Genomic DNA, 24,687 nt, shown 5'->3' on the forward strand with positions numbered 1-24,687 from the left:
CCAATAGAGGCGTCACAACAACAATGATTAAACACGAAGACCAACCCTCTACTCCTACTCCACTGAGTGACATTAAGGTCCTGGAACTCGGTCAACTGATTGCAGGCCCTTACTGCGGCCAAGTATTGGCTGACTTCGGTGCCCAGGTAATTAAAGTCGAACCGCCCGGCAAAGGTGACGCCATGCGCCAGTGGGGGGCGGAGGATAGTGATACGGGCGAGCCCCTCTGGTGGAACGTCATCGCCCGCAACAAGCAGTCGCTTACCTTGGATCTTCGCCAAACGCGTGGGCAAGAAGTATTACGCAAATTGGCCAAAGACGCCGATGTCATCATCGAGAACTTTCGTCCCGGCACTATGGAGCGCTGGGGGCTCTCATACGACGTGCTCTCGCAAGACAACCCAGGCTTGGTGATGGTAAGGGTTACCGGCTTCGGTCAGGACGGGCCTTATGCCTCAAGAGCCGGTTTCGCCTCAGTCTGCGAAGCCATGGGAGGGTTACGCTACTTAAGCGGCTACCCGGACCGCCCGCCGGTCCGCGTCGGCATTTCAATCGGTGATACATTGGCGGGCTTGCATGCCGCCCTCGGCACCATGATGGCCCTCCACCAACGCGAACGCACTGGACACGGCCAAGTGGTCGATAGCAGCATTTTTGAATCGGTACTGGCGATGATGGAAAGCCTGATTCCTGAATTCGCACGTGCCGGTAAGGTTCGCGAGCGCAGCGGTAGCTTTTTGAGCGGCATCGCTCCCTCCAATGCCTACCCCGCTCGGGACGGGCGCGACGTCATCATTGGAGCCAACCAAGACACCGTCTTCGCTCGCCTTTGCCAAGCAATGGGCCAGCCAGGCTTGGCCGACCATCCCGATTATGCCACGCACCGGGCGCGCGGCGAGCACCAGCAGGCCATCGATGACCTCGTAGCGGCCTGGACACGCCAGCACGACGCTCAGCACATCGTTGACCTTCTCGCTAAGGCAGGCGTCCCAGCGGGCCTGGTCTATAGCGCTCCCGACATGCTTGATGACCCGCATTTCAAGGCTCGGGAAGCCATCGTCGAAGTCTCCGATCACCACGGCAAACCACTGCCGATGCAGAACGTTTTCCCACGGCTATCCAGAACCCCGGGAAGTGTCCGCCACGTAGGACCCGCGCTCGGCGAGCACACCGAGACTATCCTCGCCGAGTGGCTCGGCCTCGCCCCCGACGCCCTCGACGCCCTGCGCGACGAACGCGTGATCTGACCGGAGCACCCCCATGGAACCTATTATCGTCGTAATCCTATTGGTGGGACTAATCGGCTTCGGCTTCCCCATCTTCCTGGCGCTGGGCCTCTCGGGCCTGCTCGGGCTCTACATGGCCCGCGGCTCAATGGCCTTCTTCTTCGCGCCCTCGTCGCTGTTTGGCCAGCTCAACCTCTTTGAAATGGTCGCCCTGCCGCTGTTCATCCTGATGGGCAGCCTGTTGGGCGCCACGCCGGTGGGCGCCAACCTCTTCCAGGCCGCGGTGCGTTGGCTCAATTGGCTGCGCGGCAGCCTGGCGATCTCCTCGGTGGGCGCCTCGGCCATGTTTGGTGCCGTCTCCGGGGTAAGCCTGGCGGGGGTCGCCGCGGTGGGCTCCATCGCCGTGCCGCAGATGCTCGAGCGTGGCTACAGCCGGACCCTGGCCGCCGGCTCGGTGGTCACCGCTGGCGCCCTGGCGATGCTGATTCCCCCGAGCGTACCCTTCATCATCTACGGCGCGGTCTCCAGCGTCTCGGTAGCGGACCTGTTCATCGGCGGCATCGTGCCCGGCATCGTGCTGGCCCTGTCGCTGTCGCTGTACATCTACATCCGCGTCAGCCTCAACCCGGAGGAAGCCCCGGCCGCCGAGGAGCGCTTCACCTGGAAGGAACGTTTCCAGAGCCTTGCCAACATCTGGCACGCCGCTCTGCTTGTGCTGGTGGTGCTGGGCTCGATCTACACCGGCTTCGCCACGCCCAGCGAGGCAGCAGGCATCGGGGCTCTGGGGGCCTTCCTCATCGCCGCGCTGATCTTTCGCTGCCTGACTTGGTCCAAGTTGTTGCAGATACTCGGTAGCACCGCGCGGATCAGCGGCGTAATCCTGCTGATCATGGGCTGCGCCAAGATCTTCGGCGACTACCTCAACATGGTACGCGTGCCCCAGTTGCTCACCGAGATTCTCACGGCCAGCGGCCTGCCGGCCTGGGCGATCCTGCTGGCGGTCATGGTGCTGCTGATCCTGCTCGGCATGCTGGTCGACGCGGTGTCGCTGATCGTGGTCACTACCCCGGTGCTGCTGCCGCTGATCGAGGCGCTGGGCTACGACCCGCTGTGGTTCGGCATCGTCATGGTGCTCAACCTGGAGATCGCCGTGGTCACGCCGCCGGTCGGGCTCAATCTCTATGCCTTGCGAGGGGTCTGCCCGGAACTCACCATCGAGGAAATCATCCGCAGCGCCTTGCCCTTCGTCGGCGTCCAATTCCTCGTGCTGATGCTGTTCGTGCTCTTCCCCGGCCTCAGCCTGTGGTTGCCGGGGCTGATGTAGCCCCGGCGCAACGCGACTCCACGGGGTCGCAACCGATGCAACCCAAGTGAACCCTCACGTAAAAACACAACAACAAGGAGTCTCACCATGACACTCACCCGTCGCCAAGTACTCAAGTACGGCACCGTCGCCACCACCGGCGCCACCCTGTTCGGCACCCAAAGCCTGTTCGCCCCACGGGCGATGGCCGCCACCGCCCTCACCGGAGTCAACTACATCACGCCGTCCTACAAGGCGCTAAGCTACGGCTCAGACGGTTTCGTGAAGTTCCTAGCCGATAACCACGCTGATGTTATCAACTTCGACTACCACCATTCCGGCCAGCTGCTGACCGCCGACGAGCAGTTGCCCGGCCTGCGTGCCGGCAGCGTGGACTTCATGTTCCACACCCTGTCCTACATCACCCGTTCACTGCCGATCCTCGGCATCACCGGCCTGCCCGGGGTGGTCAACGCGCTCTACGAACACCCTGAGCGGCTCAAGCTGGGCAGCCCGCTGATGGAGCTGATCAACGAGCAGCTCGCCGAGGAGAACCTCTACATGCTCTGCTCTGGCGGCGGCATCCTCGAGCCAGAGTACATCTGGAGCACCGAGGACAACCCGATCCGCTCCCTGGAGGACCTGCGCGGCAAGAAGATCCGCGTAGTGGGCTACGAGGCGACCACCGCACTGGAGGAATTCGACATCGGCGCCACCCGCATCCCCTCGTCGGAGACCTACCAGGCGCTCCAGCGTGGCACCGTGGACGCTGGCATCTTCAACATCTCCACGGTCGTGGGGCGCAGCCTGTTCGAGCAGCTCTCCACCTGCTACAAGCTGCCCACCACCGCCTTCACGGTGGCGCCCTTCATGCTGCGCGACCGCTGGGACAGCCTGGACGGCGACGTCCGTGCGGCCCTCGAGGAGGCCGCCGAGTGGTACGACGACAACTTTGTCACCCACTGTAACGACGACGTTTACCCCAACGAATACTGGCCGATGATGGAGGAAGAAGGCATCGAGGTCATCGAGCCCAGCGAGGAAGACCTCGAGACCTTCAACGCCGCCACCGATGCCGTCTGGGAGCACTGGAAAGAAGAGGTCGGCGAAGAGGTCGGCGAGCGCGCCATCGCCCTGGCCCTGGGCGAGGCCTGAGGAGGAACGCCATGACATCCTACGTCATGCGCGGCTGGGACGGCCTGATGGCCGTCCTGCGCGGCGCCTCGATCCTGGTGCTCGCCTTCATGGCGCTCACCATCTGCTACGACGCCATGATGCGTCACGTCTTTTCCGCCCCGACCAGTTGGAGCCTGGAGATCAACTCCTTCCTGCTGGTCTACCTGGCGGTAATGGGGGCGGCCGAGGCCCAGCGCCACGACGCCCATATCCGCATCGAGTTCTTCGCCGACAAGTTGCCGGTACGCGTCCAGGCCCTGGTCGGCGTGGCCATCGGCCTGCTGGGGGCGACCTTTAGCTTCATCATGGTCTGGCGGGGCGGCATCATGATGAGTCAGGCCTTCGAGTACGGCGAGCGGGTCTCCAGCTCGCTGGGCACCCCCATCGGCATCCCCTATGCCATGCTGCCCCTCGGCTTCGGCCTGCTCGGCCTGCAGTTCCTGCTCGATGCCTGGCGATCGGCTTGTCGCGTCCGGCACCCCGACGCCGCACCACCACCGAAGGGAGAGCCCGGCGATGTCTGATACCCTCAGCCACAAACTGATCAAGGACCACCTGCTGGAGGGCGACATGACGCCGGGCGGCGAGATCGCCCTGCGCATGGACCAAGCGCTGTTGCAGGACATCCTCGGCACCCTGGTCATGCTCGAGCTCGACGCCATGGGCCTCGACCGCGTGCACACCTCACCCAGCGTGCAGTACATCGACCACACCCTGATCCAGCAGGACAACATCAACGCCGACTCCCACCTCTTCCTGAAGAGCGCCTGCGAGCGCCTGGGGGTCTGGTACAGCGGCCCAGGCAACGGCATCAGCCACCCGGTGCACATGGAGCGCTTCGGCGTGCCCGGCCAGAGTCTAGTGGGCTGCGACAGCCACACCACCGCGGCCGGTGCGCTGGGCATGCTGGCCATCGGCGCCGGCGGCATCGAGGTGGCCATGGCCATGGCCGGCCAGCCGCTCTACCTGCCGATGCCGGAGATCGTCGGCGTGCGCCTGGAGGGCGAACTGCCCGACTGGGTCAGCGCCAAGGATATCGTCCTTGAACTGCTGCGCCGTCACGGCGTGGCCGGGGCGAAGAACTGCATCCTCGAGTATTACGGCCCCGGTCTGGCCGGGCTCGACGCCATGGACCGCCACGTGCTGGCCAACATGGGCACCGAGATGGGCGCCACCGGAAGTGTCTTCCCCAGTGACGAGGTGACCCGCGACTTCCTGTGCTCGCGGGGTCGCGAGGCCGACTGGACCCCGCTCGCCGCCGACCCGGGCTGTCGCTACGACCGCGAGGAGCGCATCGATCTATCGAGCCTCGAGCCGTTGATCGCCCTGCCCTCCAGCCCGGACAAGGTGGTGCCGGTGGCCGAGGTTGCCGGACAGCCGCTCTACCAGGCCTACATCGGCTCCTCCGGTAACCCCGGCTACCGCGACATCGCAGTGGTGGCGGAGATCGTCAAGGGCAGGAACGTGGCTGGCAACGTCTCCCTGGACGTCAACCCCGCGACTCGGCGGATTCTTGCCGCGCTGATCGACGAGGGCCACCTGGGCGCGCTGGTCGCCGCCGGTGCCCGCCTGCACCAGCCCGGCTGCAACGGCTGCATCGGCATGGGCCAGGCCCCGGCGGCGGGCCGCAACAGCCTGCGCACCGTGCCACGCAACTTCCCCGGTCGATCCGGCACCCGCGAAGATAGCGTCTTCCTTTGCAGCCCCGAGACCGCCGCCGCCTCGGCGCTCAAGGGCGTGATCACCGACCCCCGTAGCCTCGACATGCCCTACCCGAGGCCTCGCGAGCCCATCGACATGGCGCTGGACAATGCCTGGTTCCAACCGCCCTTGCCCGCCGAGCAGGCTCGGGGCGTAGAGCTTCTGGCCACCGACAACACCCCGCCGCTGCCGTTGATCGACCCGTTGCCCGAGACCCTGGAGGTGCCGGTGATGCTGACGGTGGGCGACAACATCTCCACCGACGACATCATGCCCGCCGGCGCGCGAGTACTGCCGCTGTGGAGCAATGTCCACGCCTCGGCGGAGCACCTCTTTGAGGCCGTCGATCCTGACTACGTCGCCCGCGCCCGCGAGCAGGGGGCGGCCGGCCATGCCATCGTCGGCGGCGCCAACTACGGCCAGGGATCGAGTCGTGAGAACGCCGCCCTGGTGCCGCGCCTGCTGGGCCTGCAGCTGGTGATCGCCGAGAGCATCGCCCGCATCCACTGGCAGAACCTGCCCTGCTTCGGCGTGCTGCCGCTGACCTTCGCCGACCCGGCCGACCGCGCGCGATTGAGCCGGGGTACCCGGGTGCGTATCGAGGGCTGGCGCGCAGCGCTCGCCGCCAGCCGCGAGGTCACGGCAACACTGGATAACGGCGAGACGCTCACCCTGCGCCACGAGCTCAGCGCCCGCCAGCAGGCGATTCTCGCCGCCGGGGGCGTGATCAACTACCTGTCTTCCACACCATGAACGACGAGACCGCTCCCATGACTCTGCTCGCCCCTCCGGCAAACGTGGAAATCGTTGAGGTTGCTCCCCGCGATGGTTTCCAGTCGATCCGCGACCCGCTGCCCACCATCGATAAGCAGCGCTGCATTTCAGCACTCGTCGATGCTGGCATCACCCGCCTCGAAATCGGTTCTTTTGTGAGCCCCAAGGCCATCCCCCAGATGGCCGACACCGGCAAACTCATCGAGGCCTTCGCCGACCAACCAGCACTGCGCCTTTCGGCGCTCGTGCCTAATCTAAAGGGAGCTGAGCTGGCCCTGGCGCACGGCATACGCGAGGTCGTCTACGTGGTCTCGGTCTCAGAGTCCCATAACCGCAGCAATGTACGACGAAGCGTCGATGAGTCTCTGGAGGATTTCGGCCGAGTGGCAGAGCGCCTGCGTCAGACCGAAGGGACCCGGTTACGTCTCGACCTCGGCACCTGCTTTGACTGCCCCTTTGAAGGCACCATCGACTGGCAGCAGGTTGACCGCGTCCTCAGCCAGGCCACTCGCCTGGCAGACGGCTTGCCAATGGAGGTGGCACTATGCGATACCACCGGCCGAGCCAGCCCCTATCAGGTGGCTGAACATTTCACCCAGCTGCGTGAACGCCATGGCGGCAAAGGGCTGGCATGGGCCTTCCACGGCCACGATACCTACGGCATGGGCGTAGCCAACGCACTATTCGCGATACATCATGGCGCCACGGCAGTGGATAGCGCCTGCGCTGGCCTTGGAGGCTGCCCCTTCGCCCCCGGCGCCACCGGCAACACCGCCACCGAAGATCTGCTCTATGCCCTTCAGGGCGGCAAAGTCGCCACGGGGATTGATCTATCAAAACTGCTCGTGGCGGCCGACCTGATCGCCGCCCTGCCCGGGGGCCAGACCGCCAGCCACCTGCGCCAGGTGCCGCGAGAACGGATGCGCTAAACCGTGCCGATCATCGTGCTGCTGTCGACCACGCTGGTGCTGGCCTTCTCCTCGCTGGTGGCGCTGTTCCCGGCCGCCATCGCACCAGAGTTGTCTGGTGTATTGGGCGTCTCCTCGGCCACTATCGGTTTGCAGGTGAGCCTAATCTTCGCCGGCGCCATGCTTACCTCGCTGGTGGGCGGGCCGCTCACCCGACGTTTAGGGCCCTGTCGCACCAGCCAACTCTCCCTGGCGTTGCTCGGCGGTGGCGCCGCCATGATGGCGATGCCGACCTTGCCGACCTTTGCCTTGGCCTCCCTCGTTGCCGGCTTGGGTTACGGGATGACCAATCCCGCCGCCTCAGTGTTGCTGGTGCGCTTCACCCCGCCTGAGCGACGCGGCCTGATCTTCTCAGTGAAACAGTCGGGCGTGCCCCTGGGCGGCGTGATCGCCGGTGCCAGCGCGCCTGTACTGGCCTTGGTGGTGGGTTGGCAGGCCGGGCTGCTCCTGCTCAGCGCCATCGCCCTGCTCGGCATTGTCGCCCTGCAATGGCGGCGGGAGAGCTGGGATGACCAGCGAGACCCAGACACATCGTGGTTGGCAACGCCCTTCTCCGGACTCGACGTGGTATGGCGGCAGCGATCGCTGCGCTACGTCGCGCTGCTTAGCCTGTGCTTCTCGGCGATTCAGCTCTCGGTTTCGGCATTTACAGTGGCACTGCTGGTAGAGGATCTGGACTTCGGCCTGGTAGAGGCGGGATTGGTCATGTCCGGGGTGCAAGTGACCGGCGTGGTGGGGCGCATTGGCTGGGGCGAGATCGGTGACCGGCTGGGCGACCGCTTGATGGCACTTGCTATCATCGCCTGTACCACCGCCGTGGCAGCCCTTTTGGTAGCCACCATGACCCCGGCCTGGCCCAAGTGGCTGGTCATTGTACTACTGGGGCTACTGAGCTTCTCCTCGTTGGGCTGGAACGGCGTCTTCCTGGCCGAAATCACCCAACTGGCCCCACCCCATCGCATCGCCGATGCCGCAGGCGGTTGTCTGGTTTTCACCTATGGCGGCGTTCTGCTCGGCTTGCCTATGGTTACCTTGCTCCACAGCGTGGTTGGTGACTATACAAGCGTCTTCGCTATCCTCGCTGGCATCTCGGTAGCGGGACTCTGGCTCATCCATCAAGCGAGGCGAGCTAGATGCATGGATCGGATTTCGTAGGAGCGCAATTCATTACACGTTCAAGAACCCCATCGCCCGACAAGTCTGGCTCCTACAAGGGCCGGGAGGTGCCACAGAACTATGTGCAGGTGGGCTTCGTAGGAGCGCAACTTGTTGCGCGATCAGCAATCATCCCGCCACCGCTGATATCCGAGTTGACGTTGCAAGCTCCCGACCTGGGCGCTATTCAACCGACGCCAAGCGGCTGAAGGTGAGAGCCTCGTCGCCGTCATAAATTTTTGCGGCACATAACGGCACACCCGCCAACTCATGGTCAACCAGGGCATCAGCGCTGATGAGATCGTCCCGCACAGGCTGCTGCGTGCGTAACTCACCATCAATACTCGCCTGGAAAAGCATGGGAACTGTCGTGACGCCGTCGCTTGGGGGCTCAAGGTTCATCCGCCTAGCGAAATCGAGATACGCAGCAGGGTCCTTGAAGACGAGGGTGCGCCCCAGTCTCTCGACCGGAATGTCGATAGACTGTACCCGCACGACGCCTTGATCCGGGATGCCGACCTGCTCCTCAGTCGCCAGCAGCGCCACCCTTAGATCCTTGCCCGACCCACCCTGTTTGGGCAGATACATGACAAGAGGGTGATCCTGCCTCCTGAACACCAGTTCGGTTTCGGTATAACCGGTAAAAAGGCCCCGCCAGTCTTCGCCGCATACCCTCGAAAGATAGGCACGTGTTTCCGCCGTTCGCCAGAGCACCGCACGCTCTGCGCTATCGGAGTAGTCGACTATAGGCGTTGTGTGGGCCAGCGACACGGCATAGCCCATGGCAGTGAGATAGTCGTCAAGAAGCGTAAAAACAGTGAGTTCCTGATGAAAACTGAGCGGCTTAGGTAAGCCCTCAATAAAAGCGTCGACGGGTGTATTATCCCAATTCAGCCTCAGCACCCACCCAAGCAGCGATTCGTAAAGGTTGGAGTCTTGCAGCGCGATTATCGCGTCGCTTTCCTTCAATAGCGTGGTCGTATCGGGATTCGCGTTCTCTCGCATCCGAACCGTGATCCCCAAACGCATCATGTTCTCTGTCGCCGCTCGCAGGGCGTTGCGTTGTTGAAGGGTTAAAAACGGCCCCGCTATGGAGATATCAAGCTCGACCGGCGCTCCATCTTGCGTGAGAAGCCGTGCTCCGCTACCCAGCGTGTAACCGGCCTCGGTAAGCCGCCGAAAACCTTGCCGCAACACCGCCCGCCCGTTCCCCACCCCCGCCATGGCCGCAGGATCAAGGCCGCTCAGCACTGGGACGTCGTTTCCAGAAATCATGCCAGAAGATTCCGCAAGTGCTTCGATTGAGGCGTCCGGGCCGGCGAAGTCCACAAGGGCCTTGTGGTATTCCATGATCGGCCCCGTGAAGGCCGGTGCAGAGAGTTCAAGGTCCGTTGATCCCGCGGTGCGCGGGAAAATCGCCTCGTCCGCGATACCCAACAGCATGACGGCCGCGACGACATCCCGAATCGCCGGGTCCGCAACCGCATCAGACCCCGGATTGAAGCGAAGGACAAGTTCGGCTGCACTCTCCTCGAAGAAAGGAATATCCAGGTTTGCCTGTATCGCTGGGGACGGCAGGCTGAAGCCGATAAAGAAGGCAGCCGCAGGGACTGGAGCCATAGCCAGGCCGATAGCAAGGATAGGGAGAAGCGATCGTGAAGCGAGCATGGCAAACCTCCCCGTCTACCGTCGACTGGTGCATCGCAAGAGATTGTCGTCGACTCGACAATTGTCCCATGATTCCACAAGTTGCCAGGTCTGCCCGTCTTGACGAAACGAGGCCCAGGTCCATTGGTTAAAAGCGCTTGCCGCATTCACGAGCGACGCGACCTGCCCCAACATGCCTGACCCCGTCATCGACATGTCGGCTCGATATCGGCAATAGGCCGACACGTCAGGGTCTTCCATCCGCACGCAATGATCCAGGCTCACGGAGGTGATGCGCATGTTGCCGGTGCTTGAGTTCATCGCACCGCCTCCGGAGAACAGACACATCATTGCTGCCACAGGATTGTTGTCGCGGCGATAGGTGTTGCATTGGTCGCCCATCGCATCCAGCCTTTGGAAAGCGACATCCACATTTGCCTGAATAGCGTTCTGGATATCTTGGGCGTTCGGTGTGAAAGGACCTGCCAGCGACGGCGCACGCGAATCGACCGCCGGTGCAGGCCGTTCAGGCGTAAGCGCGGGCTCGGGCGTAGGCGCACCATCGGGGTTTCGAGCTAGCGCGATATCGATCGGTTGTGACAGCCACAGGTCGAACTGCCGCCCCCCAAAATCTACAACGACATCACGGCCTCCGTCGCTGTAATCGTACCAAGGAAGGTCTTCGCGAATATTCTGCCGGAGCCTGTCGAACACGACTCCCGAGCATCCGTGATGGGTGAAAACGCGCATAAAGCCTTCCTGTTGCCTCTGAAGAAGTTCATCGAACCGCTGAGACAAAACGCTGAACGAAAAATCGTTGCGCAGCTCGCTGTCATATATTTCTCTGCTGACGTCCTCATAGGTGGAAGCCGTCAGGACAAACGGAGCAAAATCGTCCTCAAGGATACTCACTGTCTGAACCTCTGTGAGAGGCGTCGTCTTGTAGGAAAACATCGGCTCGTCAGTGGCCGACGCACAGCCCTCCCCATAAGCAAGGTGGAATGCGAGATAGTTGAGCATCCGTGGACGGAGCGACGATTCCAAAGGAGACCGGCGGCCCTCATAAATCCGCTGAAAGGTTCGCGCCTGGCTCTGGTCGAGGAATGACAGATCAATCTCGGTGGGCGCCTCATCCGGCCTTGAATTATTCTCTGCGATCACGATCTCGTCGAGATCGATGCTTTCCAGTGGATTCGGCTTGCCAGCGCGACAATATTCCAAGAGCGGACCCACATCCGCACGAAACGTGCTGAAATCCAGGCCGCCGCTCATCGGCAAGAACGCGCCGTTTCTTTTCAGTTGATAGGCAAAATTGGTCGTGCCCTTCAAGCGGGTAAAGAAAGAGGCATCAGCGCGCGCCGATCCGGACACGCGAACGACATGCCGATCACTGGAAAAGCGCTCCCCCAGCGCCACCGGCATGGAAAATTCAAGGGTCTGGCCGTAGGGACGAATGTTGAGCGAATACTCGTCATCAGGGTTCAGTTCCAGGGGGTCATCCATCAACTGAGAGACGACGCTGGTCAAGTCAATGATGCCGTCGCCGCGGCAACGCATCACGAATTCCGGCTCCCCCTCAGGCACATCGTAATTAGCGCCACGCGTGTAGACAAAAGCCGGATCACCTTGGATGGATACTAAAACCGGCGGGGTGGCAGTCGTGCGATTCTCGTCTCGCCCACTTTGATCAGCAAGGCTCGCCGTTATGCGAGGGTCGCTACCCGCTCGCGCGATGTCAGCGATGCGTTCGATTTCCTCAATATCCAGTACGTCTGCCGCACTGGCCGATTCCTGAGAAAAGGCAGTGGTTGCAGAGCAGAGCAAAAGAGGTAAGGAGATAAACCGAAAGGTATTATTTAAAATCCAATGCATGGTTTTCCTACCCTCGTAAGCTCGGATCGCTAGAGCAGTGGTCACCCGTTAGATTTAAAAAAAACTAGGCGCCTTTAGTGAGGTGGTCAACGCTCAATTCTCTAATACTTGTAATGACGCCGCCTCACCTTCCGAGGCTGCGAACGAGCCACCGCATAGCCCGACGAAGCCTTGCGCCTACAAGGATTGGAGGCGCCACAAAACTAATTACAGGAGGGGTTCGTAGGAGCGCAATTCAGTGCGCGATCAGCAATGATCAAGCCACCAAACGTTACTCATACAACGCAGGCAAAACGACTTCGATCTGCCGCCCAGCTTTTTGGGCCATGGCCTCAATGGCCGCTTTCAACGCTTGGCGCGCATCGTCATCGCCATGCACCAAACGCACTTCACGCGGCCAGCGGCGCATGCGTTTGATGAAATTAAGCAAATCGCGTTGCCCGGCGTGGGCCGAGTACCCGCTGATGGTGGTAATGCCAGCACGAATATCCACCCGCTCGCCATCCAGCTCCACCCAGCCGCCCTCGGGCCCGTAACACTGAATGTCCCGCCCTGGGGTACCCGCCCCTTGATAACCCACAAACAGCACCTGATGACGCGGATCGCCCAGCATCGCCTTTAAATAATTCACCACGCGCCCGCCCGCGCACATGCCGCTAGCGGCAATCACCACCGCCGGCCGGCCGCTTTCGGCCAGGTAGCGCACGGTTTGTTCATGGGTGTCGTGTTCATCCACCGTGTACACATTGTCAAAACTCAGCGGATGCCTGCCTGAACGCAAACGGCGTTGAGCCTCCGCATCCCAGAACGGTTTTAATTGGCGATACACCTGGGTAAAGCGGGCCGCCAGCGGCGAATCGACAATCACCTCCAGCGAGCGCCAATCAGACGATGGCGGCGCGGCATGCACGATGGTTTCCAGCTCGTAGAGCAGCTCTTGCGTGCGGCCAATACTAAACGCAGGGATAATCACCGTTCCCCGGTTAGTCAGCGCTTGCTCTATAGCGTTTTTCAGCGCCTGGCCGCGCTCGCGGCGGCCTTCATGGTTGCGGTCACCGTAGGTGGACTCAAGCACCAGCACATCCGCCTGATACGGCGATTTAGGCGCAGGCAGCAACGGCGTATAGGGCGCGCCCAAATCACCGGAGAACACTACCCGATGTTTGGCACCTTTTGCCTTATCATTTAGCGCCGCCTCAACGTAGCTGGAACCCAGAATATGCCCAGCCCGCTTGAGCTTCACCCGCATGCTAAGCGCCTTATCATCCACCACCGTGTGCCACTTGCCATAAGCTAACGGCACCAACTGCTTTTGAAGCTGGGCCTGAAACTGAGTGATCAACCGCGCATTGCGGGTAAAGCCAATTTTTAACGCATCCTCAATCACCAGCGGCAAAAGCACGGCGGAAGGCTCGGAACACAGAATCGGTCCTTTAAAGCCCGCCGCCAGCAAATACGGCAAACGGCCCACGTGATCGATATGCACATGGGTAATCACCAGCGCTTTCAGCGTGCTTATATCAAAGCCCACTTCAAGCTGGGCCAGGCTATCCTCAGCGGCGTCTTCCCCCTGGAACAACCCGCAATCCACCAGTAGCGAGTGCTCACTGCTTCCCATCAGTTGATGACAGCTACCCGTTACCCCGCCTGCCCCACCGTGATGACGTATCTCCGGCCACGTTCCCTGCGCTTGCATCTTCATGTCCTTATCTATCGATTCCTAAATAAAAATTTATCACATTGAATAAAAAAGCGCCTGACTGAGCCAGACGCTTTTAGAAGCCGCATAGAGGTTTTCATAAGAGCTCAATTTATTGAGCGATCAGCAATTATCCCGCCACCGCTAATCATCACCTATACCCAACCCCATCGCCCGACAAGTCTGGCTCCTACAACGGCTAGATGCATCCATGAGACTACCTACATGGGTTTTCGTAAGAGCTCAATTCATTGAGCGATCAGCAATCATCGCGCCACAGAAACAAACACCCAGCTAAAAAGCTGGGTGTCAGTGGGTTTTGTAGGAGCGAAACTTGTTGCGCGATCAGCGATGAGGGTATCTCGTAGACTAAGAACACATGATAAGCTTTGCCCATCGAGACAGGAGCGTCCATGGTTAGCCATCCTCACCACCGCCACGACCACAGCTATAAGCTACTTTTCTCACATCCTGAGATGGTTAGGGATTTACTCACCGGCTTTGTAAAAGAAGACTGGGTAGAACAGCTCGATTTTTCGACGCTGGAAAAAGTGAGCGGCTCATACATTACCGATGAACTACGCGACCGTGAAGATGACATCATCTGGCGTGTACGCTGGGGTGATAACTGGCTCTATGTTTACCTACTGCTAGAATTCCAGTCTAGCGAAGACAAACACATGGCCGTTCGGATCATGAGCTACCTGGGGCTGCTTTATCAGGACTTGATACGCCAAAATGCCTTTGCGCCCAGCGGCAAGTTACCTCCCGTTTTGCCCGTAGTACTCTACAATGGAGAACAACGCTGGACAGCGGCACAAAACGTAGCGGATTTGGTCGAAGGAGTACCAGGCGGATTAGAGCGCTACCGCCCAAACCTTGAATACCTGTTGCTGGACGAGGGGGCCATTGTTAATGACCCTGATTGGTCAGACAGAGTGCGCAATGTGGCAGCGGCACTCTTTCGGTTAGAGCACAATCGCGATGAGCAGGACATGCTGGAGGTGTTAGGCTCCCTGGTAGAGTGGCTTAAAGCCTCTGAGCAGACAGCACTTCGCCGAGCTTTTGTGGTTTGGATACGCCGGGTGCTGCTACCTAACCGGGCACCTGAAATGGAATTGCCCGAGTTTAATGACTTACACGAGCTACATGAGGTACATCACATGTTGGCAGAACGTATCAAGCAATGGCCCGAACGCTGGGAAGAAAAAGGCCGTTTGGAAGGCCAGATCGAAACACAAAGGACTACAGCGCGTAACTTGCTAGCGCTTGGTGTGCTCAGCGCTGAGCAAATTGCCGAAGCCACAGGGCTACCAATAGAAGTCGTCGCCCAATTACAGAAAGAAAGTAAAGACTAACAGTTACGCTGGTTCCGCCTCTGAAACGGCTGGAGCCAGCCACAAAACTACATGCAGGCTTGAACTCGTATTAGCGAAACTTATTGAGCGATCACCAACCATCGCGCCACAGAAACAAACACCCAGCTAAAAAGCTGGGTGTCAGTGGGTTTTCGTAGGAGCGAAACTTGTTGCGCGATCAGCAACGATCCCGCCACTAAATCAGCGGCACGAACGGCACCCCACCACAGCCGGTTAACAGCATCGCGGCGGCGCCGAGAAACATCATCTTTAGCATTGTTTTCAGTTTAATCATCGAAATCAAAGTTCAACTCCAGGTCATCAAAGGTGCAGGTAGCTTTCGTAGGGAAGCATTTCATTGAGCAACCAGCAAGCACCCGGCCACCAAAATCACCTGCAACAACCCCTTTGCCCAAAAAGACGGGCTCCCACAAGTGCATCATCCCTATACCCTGCCCCGTATGTTACCAGCGATACGCGGCGGCTAACCGAGCGCCGTGTTCGGTTTCATGGCCGGAGAACGAGCCTTCATACTCACCGCTAATGGCCAAGCTGCTGTTGCCAGATATCTCACGTTCCCAACTGAGCCCTGTAGAAACGTCGGCGCTATGTACCGTGCGGTTGTCTGGAGAAATGACAAAACCATCATTGCCTGTGTTGCCGCCAAGCGCCGTTTGCACGGCCCCGCCAGACTGAGAGCGCATGCCCCAGGCCAACCCCGCCGTCAAATGCACAGCGGTATCGTCCGTACGACGCATCAAAAGGCCGCTGTCTACACCTACGCTGGTATTCCAGACATCTTGCCGTTGCGAGCCGTATTCCATGGCCAGCGCAGAATCACCCTGCTCTGAATAAGCAGTTTGATGTAGCCAGCTATGCATCAGTTGCGCGTTGGGCACCAGTTCCCAGTTAGCGTCCATTTCGATAACGTAACTGGCCCCCAGGGCGAGTGTCACATTTTCGCTACGGTTGTCGCCTTCCACTATGCCAGTGGTGACACCGGCAATCTCACGGCGATGCTCGTTATCGGCAAACCCCGCTAACAAGGTGGCATCCAGAATCACCGCGTCGCGTCGCCAAGCGGTATAGGCACCGACGCTTGTGCTATCGATATCCGTGCTTGCCTGGGCGGCATCATCGCCATTTACCCGGCCCTGGCCCACGCCCAGGAACAACCCTGCCAGCCACTCATCACTCAGCCAACGGTCCATACCCAGCAACATGCCATACTGACGGAAGTCATAATCACTGCCGCTACCTCTGCTCACATAACCTTCCGCCCAACTGCTGAACTGGCCAGGCGAACTTTCGCCTTGATGTGATAGCTTCGAGGCCACACCGATTAAACCATCAACAGACTCATGGTCTCCATAGCGCAGAACGCTGGCATCGTCCTGATGACCGCCCAACGCTTGCCAACCTTCCATCTGTTGATGAGCGGTTTGGCTCGCGAGAGTATTAGTAAGGTTCAGGTTGGCCCCCATCTGCCCGCCCATGCCGGTACTGGCGAAGCGCTTATTTAAGGTGTTGAGTGTGCTGCGGTTGGCACTCAGGCTGGCATCGCGCACGCCATTCCGCGAAACGTTAGAGCTCATGCTTTCCACGAAACGAGCGCGCTGTGTTTCATTTAGACTTGCTTGTGTCGCCAGCGCATTCAGCACCGGGCTATTGGGGTCGTTCAAGCCCAGATCACGGACGACGCGGTCGAAGTAAGCACCAGAAGGCTGGTTACGGCTGCCCTCAACGGGTACTTCGAAGACGGCATTGTCTACCACGGGGTCTTCATCGTCTACGATGACCTCAAGGTTGCCATCTTCACCAACCACCACCACAAAACCAGGGCCATATACGAAGAAAGATTGCGGGTAGCCAAGCGGATCATCTTGGCTGTAAGTGGAAATCACAACCGTGTAGCGTTCGCCATCGTCCAGTTCCACGCTCAATCCCGGGCAAAAATCTGGATTTGGCTCCGCATCAGAGCAACTGACTGGCACAAGGCCGAGCTCTTCTAAATCAACCTCAATAGATGCATTATCGATTAATGTGCCATAGTCATCATTACCCGTAATGTACCCGGTGCCTGGCTGCTCGGGGTCAAAAATGCCCCGGTACACCAGCATCACGGTATCGACCGGTGCCTCACTTTGGCCCATCAAATAGCTACCCGTGGCCTGAACATCCAACTCCTGAGCAATAAAATTAAAGCTATTGTCTCCTGAGCCAATGTCGCCCTCCCCCATATTTGATGAATTAAAATTAAACCAGTTAAGTGACATGGAGCCTTCAAAGGTGTGGTCGTCTTCCAGCGTAAACTCGGTCAATTCATCGGCATGGGCGCTAAAGGCCGCGGCGGCACAGGCGGAAGCCAGGAGGGTCGGGCGGAATCGAGAGAAGAATATTTGCATGAGGATAGCCAGTGTTATTAATTGTGCGTAGTTAATAACGTATCGGCAGTGAATACGGGGAATAAAGAAGAAAAGATCATTAAGTTTCAACGCTCAGCAAACCTGGCTCTTTCATTGGCAGGACCCATAGGAGCGAAATTCGTTGCGCGACCAGCAATAACCCCGCCACATAAACAAACACCCGGCTAAAAAGCCAGGCGCAGCTGGGGTTCGTAGGAGCTCAATTCATTGAGCGATTACCAATCATCCCGCCACAAAACAAAACACCCGGCTAAAAAGCCAGGTGTCAGTGGGGTTCGTAGGAGCACAACTTGTTGAGCGATCAGCAATTATCCCGCCACAGACAATCAACTCTTGCACCCAGCCCCTTCACCCGACAAAGCTGTTCCTTTACATGGCATGGGGCTGCTCCTTTCTCTGGCGGCTATACACACCCCACAACACCGCCAGCAAAAACGCGAACATCATCACCCCACTGTTATGGGCTAAAAAGCTCTGGGTCAGGCCGAAATCAATATAGGTAACGGAGAGTAACGTTCCGCCAGTGGCTATAGCGCGTAGCGATAAATCTTTCGCGCCCAGCTGCTGGATAAAAAAACGCATGGGGATCAGGTAAACAGCCAGCAGCACCGCCAAACCAATCAACCCACGCTTGGCAAAGCTGTCGATAAATTCATTGTGCGCATGGCCATAGCGGTAGGCTGTTTTTTTATTAATGATCCCCTCATCACCCAACTGGCGCATCGCCTCGCGGTAGCCGTTACTTCCCCAGCCTACGACTGGCTTTTCAGCAATCAAATGCCCTGCGCCGCGCCACATCTCAAACCGCGCACCGACGGATGTATGGCTTCTATCGCCCGCTACGTAGTTCTGCACCTGCTCGACGGCCTCATGGACCCTCGCCTGCACGCCAATTTGCGGCACGGCATAGACACCCACACCCCCGACAATCACCACCATGGCCATCGCCGCGACCAGCGGTTTGGACATCAAAGGGCCATAAGCACGAAATAACACCAGCAGCACGAATGGAATGCCTACCCAGCCACCCCGGCTACCGGAAAATAGCGACCCGAGCACCCCGAACAGCGCACACACGATAAAAAACGCTACCCACCTGCGCCGATGCGGCTGCGTGAATGCCCACCCCAACGCCGCCAGGCAAAGCACACCCAGCAGCATGCTCAGGTTGCCAAACTGGATGGTATGCGTATGCCCCGTTGCGCGAACCACGCCCATACCGAACTTCTGCCATATCGCCCAACTACCGGCACCCAAGGCCCCCAAGGCAATACCGCTCCATAACCAGGCCAAACGCGGAGGGTAAGCGATCACTAACAGCAACGCGGGAATCGCCAGCCAAAAGCGTATCGGCTTATCCGCCCCACTGCTGCCCTGGCCATCCCACCAGGCCTCCAGCACGCCCACCAGCGCAAACGCCGCCATCGCGATCATCACCAACACATTCTGGCGAGAAAGCCCCAGCGACGGGCGTTTAACCAGCAACACACCGCTACCCAGAAACAGCATTAACGCGCCCAGCGAATAACCGGTAGGCGCAATTAACGCGATAGCGCAAAGCAGAAAAACAGCCAGTGACGTGTACAGCGAAAGCGGAGAAGAAACAGGGAGGGAATTCAAACGGGGGGAGTGGTTCACGGACATTCCAAAACAAGCGTTATTTGAACGCGGAATGTTACCACAGGTAAAATTTGAGTAAGAGCTCAATTCATTGAGCGATTACCAATCATCCCGCCACAAAACAAAACACCCGGCAAAAGCCAGGTGCAGGCGGGTTTCGTAGGAGCTCAATTCATTGAGCGATCAGCAACCATCGAACCACCGTAGGCTATCGCTTGCAACCAACCCATCGCCCGAAGTCTGACACCTATAGGGCCCTCGTCTGCTCCTTCCTCTGACGGCTATACACCCCCCACAACACCGCCAGCAAAAACGCGAACATCATCACCCCACTGTTATGGGCTAAAAAGCTCTGGGTCAGGCCGAAATCAATATAGGTAACGGAGAGTAACGTTCCGCCAGTGGCTATAGCGCGTAGCGATAAATCTTTCGCGCCCAGCTGCTGGATAAAAAAACGCATGGGGATCAGGTAAACAGCCAGCAGCACCGCCAAACCAATCAACCCACGCTTGGCAAAGCTGTCGATAAATTCATTGTGCGCATGGCCATAGCGGTAGGCTGTTTTTTTATTAATGATCCCCTCATCACCCAACTGGCGCATCGCCTCGCGGTAGCCGTTACTTCCCCAGCCTACGACTGGCTTTTCAGCAATCAAATGCCCTGCGCCGCGCCACATCTCAAACCGCGCACCGACGGATGTATGGCTTCTATCGCCCGCTACGTAGTTCTGCACCTGCTCGACGGCCTCATGGACCCTCGCCTGCACGCCAATTTGCGGCACGGCATAGACACCCACACCCCCGACAATCACCACCATGGCCATCGCCGCGACCAGCGGTTTGGACATCAAAGGGCCATAAGCACGAAATAACACCAGCAGCACGAATGGAATGCCTACCCAGCCACCCCGGCTACCGGAAAATAGCGACCCGAGCACCCCGAACAGCGCACACACGATAAAAAACGCTACCCACCTGCGCCGATGCGGCTGCGTGAATGCCCACCCCAACGCCGCCAGGCAAAGCACACCCAGCAGCATGCTCAGGTTGCCAAACTGGATGGTATGCGTATGCCCCGTTGCGCGAACCACGCCCATACCGAACTTCTGCCATATCGCCCAACTACCGGCACCCAAGGCCCCCAAGGCAATACCGCTCCATAACCAGGCCAAACGCGGAGGGTAAGCGATCACTAACAGCAACGCGGGAATCGCCAACCAAAAGCGTATCGGCTTATCCGCCCCACTGCTGCCCTGGCCATCCCACCAGGCCTCCAGCACGCCCACCAGCGCAAACGCCGCCATCGCGATCATCACCAACACATCCTGGCGAGAAAGCCCCAGCGACGGGCGTTTAACCAGCAACACACCGCTACCCAGAAACAGCATTAACGCGCCCAGCGAATAACCGGTAGGCGCAATTAACGCGATAGCGCAAAGCAGAAAAACAGCCAGTGACGTGTACAGCGAAAGCGGAGAAGAAACAGGGAGGGAATTCAAACGGGGGGAGTGGTTCACGGACATTCCAAAACAAGCGTTATTTGAACGCGGAATGTTACCACAAGTAGGATTTAGGAAGAGATCAATTCATTGTGCGATCAGCAAACATCGAACCAATGCTGCTATCGCCTACAGACAACCCATCGCCCGACAAGCCTAGCGCCTACCAAGCTGGCAGCTTCCACAAAACCAAGTGCAAGCGGGGTTCGTAGGAGCACAACTTGTTGAGCGATCAGCAATCATCCCGCCACATAAACAAACACCCGGCTAAAAAGCCACGGGTCAGTGGGGTTCGTAGGAGCACAACTTGTTGCGCGATCAGCAAATATCTCGCCACCAGAAATCATCCAGCCACAAAACGCAAACCTAACGCGCCCCAAAGCCGGTAAACAAAATCCGTACGGTTTTAAGAATGATCAACACATCCAACCACAACGAAAAATGCTTGATGTAATAAAAATCGTATTGCAGCTTGCGCGTCATGCCGTTCACTTCCGCCGCGTAGCCCTGCTCTACCTGCGCCCAGCCAGTGATGCCCGGCCTTACCACATGGCGGTAACTGAAAAACGGCACATCCTCTTCGTACCACTCGGAAAGCGAGGCCGACTCCGGCCGTGGGCCGATAAAGCTCATCTCGCCTTTCAGCACGTTAAACAGTTGGGGCAGTTCATCCAGCCGGTAACGCCGCAGCACACGCCCCAAGGGGGTAATACGCGGATCGTCTCCCGAAATGGTGAAATCTTCACCACTCATATCGTGGTACATGCTGCGGAACTTGAACATGTTGAATGGGCGGCCGCGGTAGCCCACCCGTGGCTGCATAAAAAACACCGGCCCTGGGCTATCGCGCTTAATTAACAAAGCAATCACCAGCAGCACGGGCAGCAATACAGGGAGCAATAGCACGGCAATAATAAAATCCATCACCCGTTTGAAGCCCACATAAAATAGCGGTGGCAGCAGGCTACCGAACTCATTTTCCGAGAGACGGTCGATCTGCACTCGGCCCGAGATGGTCTCTGATATCTGCCGGGAGTGGTAAACGGGTATATGGCATAACGTGCAGGTAGCCAGAAACTTCTGCCATTCCGGCGGCAAATCCTGAGCGCGCAAATCTGCCATCACACCATCCACCCGCAGCCCTGTCAGACTGGGGGAATCCAGCAAGCGAAGATCCACCTTGGTGTTACCGCGCAAGCGATGAGTATCTCCAAACGGGACCACGGCAAACTTTAAATTACGAAAGCGTCGACCTAAAAAATAACCGACATAAAACCATGCCAAGCTAACTAAATAGCCGCTCAGCATTACCTGACGGGTGTACCCCTCGCGGGTAAAAAACAAAATAGCCACCACCACTAAAAACGCGACTGAAACCGTAGGCATGATGTTGGCGCCCAACTGGGCCCTGGGAAAGCGTGACATACGCCGCAAGGTTAATGCTGATGCAATAAACGCAAGCCCGATAGCCACTAGCGTATTACGACGTACATCAGGCAAATACTCCCAAAACCCCCAGCCCCAGCGCTCCAAACCTGGTAATAACAGCGCTAATGACATCCCCACCACCAGGTGGAACGTCAAACTAAACAGCAGTAGCTCATACCAACGTGAATGGCGACGTTGATATTCACGCTTCATGATTCACCAAAATCTTCATCTCATTCACCATGGCATCCATAATCTTATCCCTGCGCCATTGGGCGACAAACCGCGGGCGAGGTGTAATCTCTATTGTTAATGACTCTAACGCCTTAACGGCACTCTCCACCGAGCCAGGCTCAAACACCACCGCATTCTTGATTTCACGCTGTACAAAGCGCGCAGAATACCCCGGCAAACCCGCCCATATCGGTTTACCCGTAGCCGCATATTCGAACAGTTTAGATGGCAGCACGCTATTCAAAGAAGGTAGCGTATTCAAATGCAGAAAAAGCACATCGGCTGCTTGATAAGCGCCAATTAACGCCTCGCGGGAAACTAGCGGCTCCACAACTACGTTATCAAGCCCCATTGCCGCAACCCGCTCGCGCAGTGCATCTGCCCCCGCACCGCCGCCGATAATGCGGAACCTGACCCGGGCGCCCAAGCGTTGGGCCAACGATGGCACAATATCTTCAATGGCTTGACCAACACCCAAGTTACCAGCATACAGTACCTGCAGCGGCTTTTGTGAGGGTGAAGGAATCGTTTGGTTTGGGGCAAACGCGCCCTGCTCTACTGCTTCGACAAACGGCAGATCAATACCGTTGGTATGCCAAGAGAGGAGAGCGCAACGTTAATGCAGTGCAAATAAAAGCAAGCCCAATGGCCACCAGCGTATTACGGCGCACATCCGGCAGGCATTCCCAAAACCCCCAGCCCCAGCGCTCCAATCCCGGTAGCAGCACCGCTAATGACATCCCCACCATCAGGTGGAATGTCAAGCTAAACAACAGTAGCTCGTACCAACGCGAATGGCGACGTTGATATTCATGTCTCATGGCTTACCAACATTGTCATCTCACCTACCATGGCATCCATAATTTTATCTCTACACAACTGAGCAATAATCCACCGTTGAAAGATATCCTTCAACCTTAACTTCTAAAACGCTTTAATATTCACACTTACTAGTCGTGCGTGAATATTCATGTGTTATCAATTTCATGGAGCACATCAGACGAAGCTGTTTTACCAAAACATAAAAAGCAAATTACTTAGACTAAGCTTAAAAATATACAATAAATCAACAACAAACCATATCACAAAAAATCATATATGAAAAAATTGACATCTAGGCGCAATATGCAAAACTATAAGAAGCATGCTATTAATTAAGATTAAAAATCATGACCAACCATTAGAACTAAGGAATAATTATGCGGCCAACAAACGAAACCAGAAGCGATTCGCTAGAAATTGCCAAAAAACTAATTGAAAAAGGTGACACTGAAAAGTCTCTTTTTTATATAGAAAAATGTGCATCAGACTCAAAAAATGATGCAAAAACTTTAATTAAATGTGCTGAATTAGCTGAAGAAACAAATAGCTTTCATGAAGCAACAAAACATTACCAATCAGCAATTAATCTCAAAGGCAATAACATCCCTCTTTCATGGCAAGTACGCCTAATAACATCTTATATAAGCCTAGCTGAACAATGCATAGGAAAAGGAGAAAATGAAAAGACAAAAAAAATATTAAAAATAATTGAAAATAAAATACCCGACAATACAACAACACTAGTACGTTATGCAAAACTACTGGAACAGATTGGTAATTTTGAAGAAGTTTGCAAAGCATTAATTAAAGCTATCAATTTAAAAGAATGTGCACCTGCATGGTGGCATGTCCGCCTTGCGCATTCATATCTTCGTCTTGGAGATCTAAACGCTGCAATTGAGCAATATAAGAAAGCAATTTCATTAAACCCTAGTCAAGAAAACTGGAAGACAGCACTCAATGAGCTAACAAAAAAGTCTAAAGCTGATGGAAACCCCTTACAAGCGTCAAAAAGTTATTACGATGAAATCTACGAAAAATCAGAAAAGTACAATTCAAGTGATGAAAATAATATTTATGTAGAAATGTGGCTTAATATCATCTCACACTTGAAAAAAGAAAATTCAAAATCAATCTTAGATGTAGGTTGTGGGCCAGGACAATTTGCCGAATTTTTATTAAAGCGTTATAAAGTTAACTATACAGGGCTGGACTTCAGTGAAACTGCAATACGCAAAGCGCGCAAAAGAAACCCAGAAGCTCTTTTCTATCAAGAAGATATACTACAGTCCAATATAATGGGAAAGTTAAACATAGACACAATAATTTGCACCGAAGTATTGGAGCACATTGAAGAAGATATACAAGTAGTAGAGAAATTCCCACAGGGTAAATTTACAATTTGTTCCGTGCCCAGCTTTGATGCGTTTGGACACGTTAGAACGTTTCCCAATACTGAGTCAGTAAATAATAGATATGAGAAATTTTTTAATAATTTTAGAATAGAAAAGTTTTTACTACCAACAAAACAGTATATGTATTTATTTACAGGCATCGTGAAATAACCGACACCACTCCATCCTCAGTAGTGAGAAGACTAGAGATGGAGTGGCTTAGTCATATTTTACAATAATCTCTTTAAAATAGACTGAAATGATATCACGCATAGTTATACTGCGTTTCTTCTACTGACTTCCCCGTCACTACTTCCCTGTGGTAATTTTAGCTTTCTTACAACTATTAGGCTAATACTTATTCCAACATACACCTAGAAATAGCC

General features: G+C 56.8%; 18 protein-coding genes. 9 read left to right on the top strand and 9 right to left on the bottom strand.

Going from position 1 to position 24,687, the window contains the following annotated elements; all coding sequences use genetic code 11:
- Positions 1–23: 23 nt before the first annotated feature.
- The 7 genes from GA0071314_RS12650 (at position 24) to GA0071314_RS12680 (ending at position 8,303) form a co-directional block, all read left to right on the top strand.
- Complete coding sequence (locus GA0071314_RS12650) at positions 24–1,247, top strand: CaiB/BaiF CoA transferase family protein (RefSeq protein ID WP_074396977.1); 1,224 nt, start codon at positions 24–26, stop codon at positions 1,245–1,247.
- A gap of 13 nt (positions 1,248–1,260) precedes the next feature.
- Positions 1,261–2,550 (top strand): TRAP transporter large permease, encoded by a 1,290-nt coding sequence (locus tag GA0071314_RS12655; protein ID WP_074396978.1) that lies wholly within the window; start codon positions 1,261–1,263, stop codon positions 2,548–2,550.
- A gap of 87 nt (positions 2,551–2,637) precedes the next feature.
- Positions 2,638–3,684: a TRAP transporter substrate-binding protein gene (locus GA0071314_RS12660; RefSeq protein WP_074396979.1), complete on the top strand. Its 1,047-nt coding sequence runs from the start codon at positions 2,638–2,640 to the stop codon at positions 3,682–3,684.
- Positions 3,685–3,695: 11 nt separating this feature from the next.
- Positions 3,696–4,229, top strand: coding sequence for a TRAP transporter small permease (locus GA0071314_RS12665; RefSeq protein ID WP_074396980.1), 534 nt, complete (start codon positions 3,696–3,698; stop codon positions 4,227–4,229).
- Positions 4,222–6,159, top strand: coding sequence for an aconitate hydratase (locus tag GA0071314_RS12670; RefSeq protein ID WP_074396981.1), 1,938 nt, complete (start codon positions 4,222–4,224; stop codon positions 6,157–6,159). The genes GA0071314_RS12665 and GA0071314_RS12670 overlap by 8 nt, the downstream gene beginning before the upstream one ends.
- A gap of 17 nt (positions 6,160–6,176) precedes the next feature.
- On the top strand, positions 6,177–7,109 hold the full coding sequence (locus GA0071314_RS12675; RefSeq protein WP_074396982.1) for a hydroxymethylglutaryl-CoA lyase: 933 nt from the start codon (positions 6,177–6,179) through the stop codon (positions 7,107–7,109).
- 3 nt (positions 7,110–7,112) lie between these two features.
- On the top strand, positions 7,113–8,303 hold the full coding sequence (locus tag GA0071314_RS12680; protein WP_082934252.1) for an MFS transporter: 1,191 nt from the start codon (positions 7,113–7,115) through the stop codon (positions 8,301–8,303).
- 183 nt (positions 8,304–8,486) lie between these two features.
- Here GA0071314_RS12680 and GA0071314_RS12685 read toward each other — a convergent pair whose 3' ends face one another.
- The 3 genes from GA0071314_RS12685 to GA0071314_RS12695 all read right to left on the bottom strand — a co-directional run bounded on the left by GA0071314_RS12685 (position 8,487) and on the right by GA0071314_RS12695 (position 13,518).
- Positions 8,487–9,971, bottom strand: coding sequence for a hypothetical protein (locus tag GA0071314_RS12685; protein WP_074396983.1), 1,485 nt, complete (start codon positions 9,969–9,971; stop codon positions 8,487–8,489).
- Positions 9,972–9,986: 15 nt separating this feature from the next.
- A complete protein-coding gene (locus GA0071314_RS12690; protein WP_074396984.1) occupies positions 9,987–11,822 on the bottom strand; it encodes a hypothetical protein in 1,836 nt (611 codons plus the stop codon).
- A 271-nt stretch (positions 11,823–12,093) separates the two neighbouring features.
- Complete coding sequence (locus tag GA0071314_RS12695) at positions 12,094–13,518, bottom strand: MBL fold metallo-hydrolase RNA specificity domain-containing protein (protein ID WP_197668847.1); 1,425 nt, start codon at positions 13,516–13,518, stop codon at positions 12,094–12,096.
- A 416-nt stretch (positions 13,519–13,934) separates the two neighbouring features.
- Here GA0071314_RS12695 and GA0071314_RS12700 point away from each other — a divergent pair, with 416 nt between their 5' ends.
- Positions 13,935–14,879, top strand: coding sequence for an Rpn family recombination-promoting nuclease/putative transposase (locus GA0071314_RS12700; protein WP_074396986.1), 945 nt, complete (start codon positions 13,935–13,937; stop codon positions 14,877–14,879).
- A gap of 464 nt (positions 14,880–15,343) precedes the next feature.
- On the opposite strand, the gene GA0071314_RS12705 is transcribed toward GA0071314_RS12700, so the two are convergent.
- From GA0071314_RS12705 to GA0071314_RS19510, 6 genes are all read right to left on the bottom strand, one after another.
- Positions 15,344–17,284, bottom strand: coding sequence for an autotransporter outer membrane beta-barrel domain-containing protein (locus GA0071314_RS12705; protein WP_074396987.1), 1,941 nt, complete (start codon positions 17,282–17,284; stop codon positions 15,344–15,346).
- A gap of 390 nt (positions 17,285–17,674) precedes the next feature.
- Positions 17,675–18,949 carry an O-antigen ligase family protein gene (locus GA0071314_RS12710; RefSeq protein WP_074396988.1) on the bottom strand — a complete coding sequence of 425 codons (1,275 nt, stop codon included), beginning with the start codon at positions 18,947–18,949 and terminating at the stop codon, positions 17,675–17,677.
- 223 nt (positions 18,950–19,172) lie between these two features.
- Positions 19,173–20,447, bottom strand: a complete 1,275-nt coding sequence (locus GA0071314_RS12715) for an O-antigen ligase family protein (protein ID WP_074396989.1) — start codon at positions 20,445–20,447, stop codon at positions 19,173–19,175.
- Between the two features lie 342 nt (positions 20,448–20,789).
- Complete coding sequence (locus tag GA0071314_RS19785; RefSeq protein ID WP_074396990.1) at positions 20,790–22,064, bottom strand: exopolysaccharide biosynthesis polyprenyl glycosylphosphotransferase; 1,275 nt, start codon at positions 22,062–22,064, stop codon at positions 20,790–20,792.
- Positions 22,054–22,668, bottom strand: coding sequence for a glycosyltransferase (locus GA0071314_RS12725; RefSeq protein ID WP_082934254.1), 615 nt, complete (start codon positions 22,666–22,668; stop codon positions 22,054–22,056). Before GA0071314_RS12725 ends, GA0071314_RS19785 begins: the two co-directional genes overlap by 11 nt.
- The gene (locus GA0071314_RS19510) at positions 22,664–22,906 is read right to left on the bottom strand and encodes a hypothetical protein (protein ID WP_156524117.1); all 243 of its coding nucleotides are present in this window, start codon (positions 22,904–22,906) and stop codon (positions 22,664–22,666) included. Before GA0071314_RS19510 ends, GA0071314_RS12725 begins: the two co-directional genes overlap by 5 nt.
- A gap of 378 nt (positions 22,907–23,284) precedes the next feature.
- Between GA0071314_RS19510 and GA0071314_RS12730 the strand changes: the two genes are divergently transcribed.
- Complete coding sequence (locus tag GA0071314_RS12730) at positions 23,285–24,472, top strand: class I SAM-dependent methyltransferase (protein ID WP_074396992.1); 1,188 nt, start codon at positions 23,285–23,287, stop codon at positions 24,470–24,472.
- Positions 24,473–24,687: the final 215 nt, after the last annotated feature.

The sequence above is a fragment of the Halomonas sp. HL-93 genome (assembly GCF_900086985.1).
GTDB lineage: Bacteria > Pseudomonadota > Gammaproteobacteria > Pseudomonadales > Halomonadaceae > Vreelandella.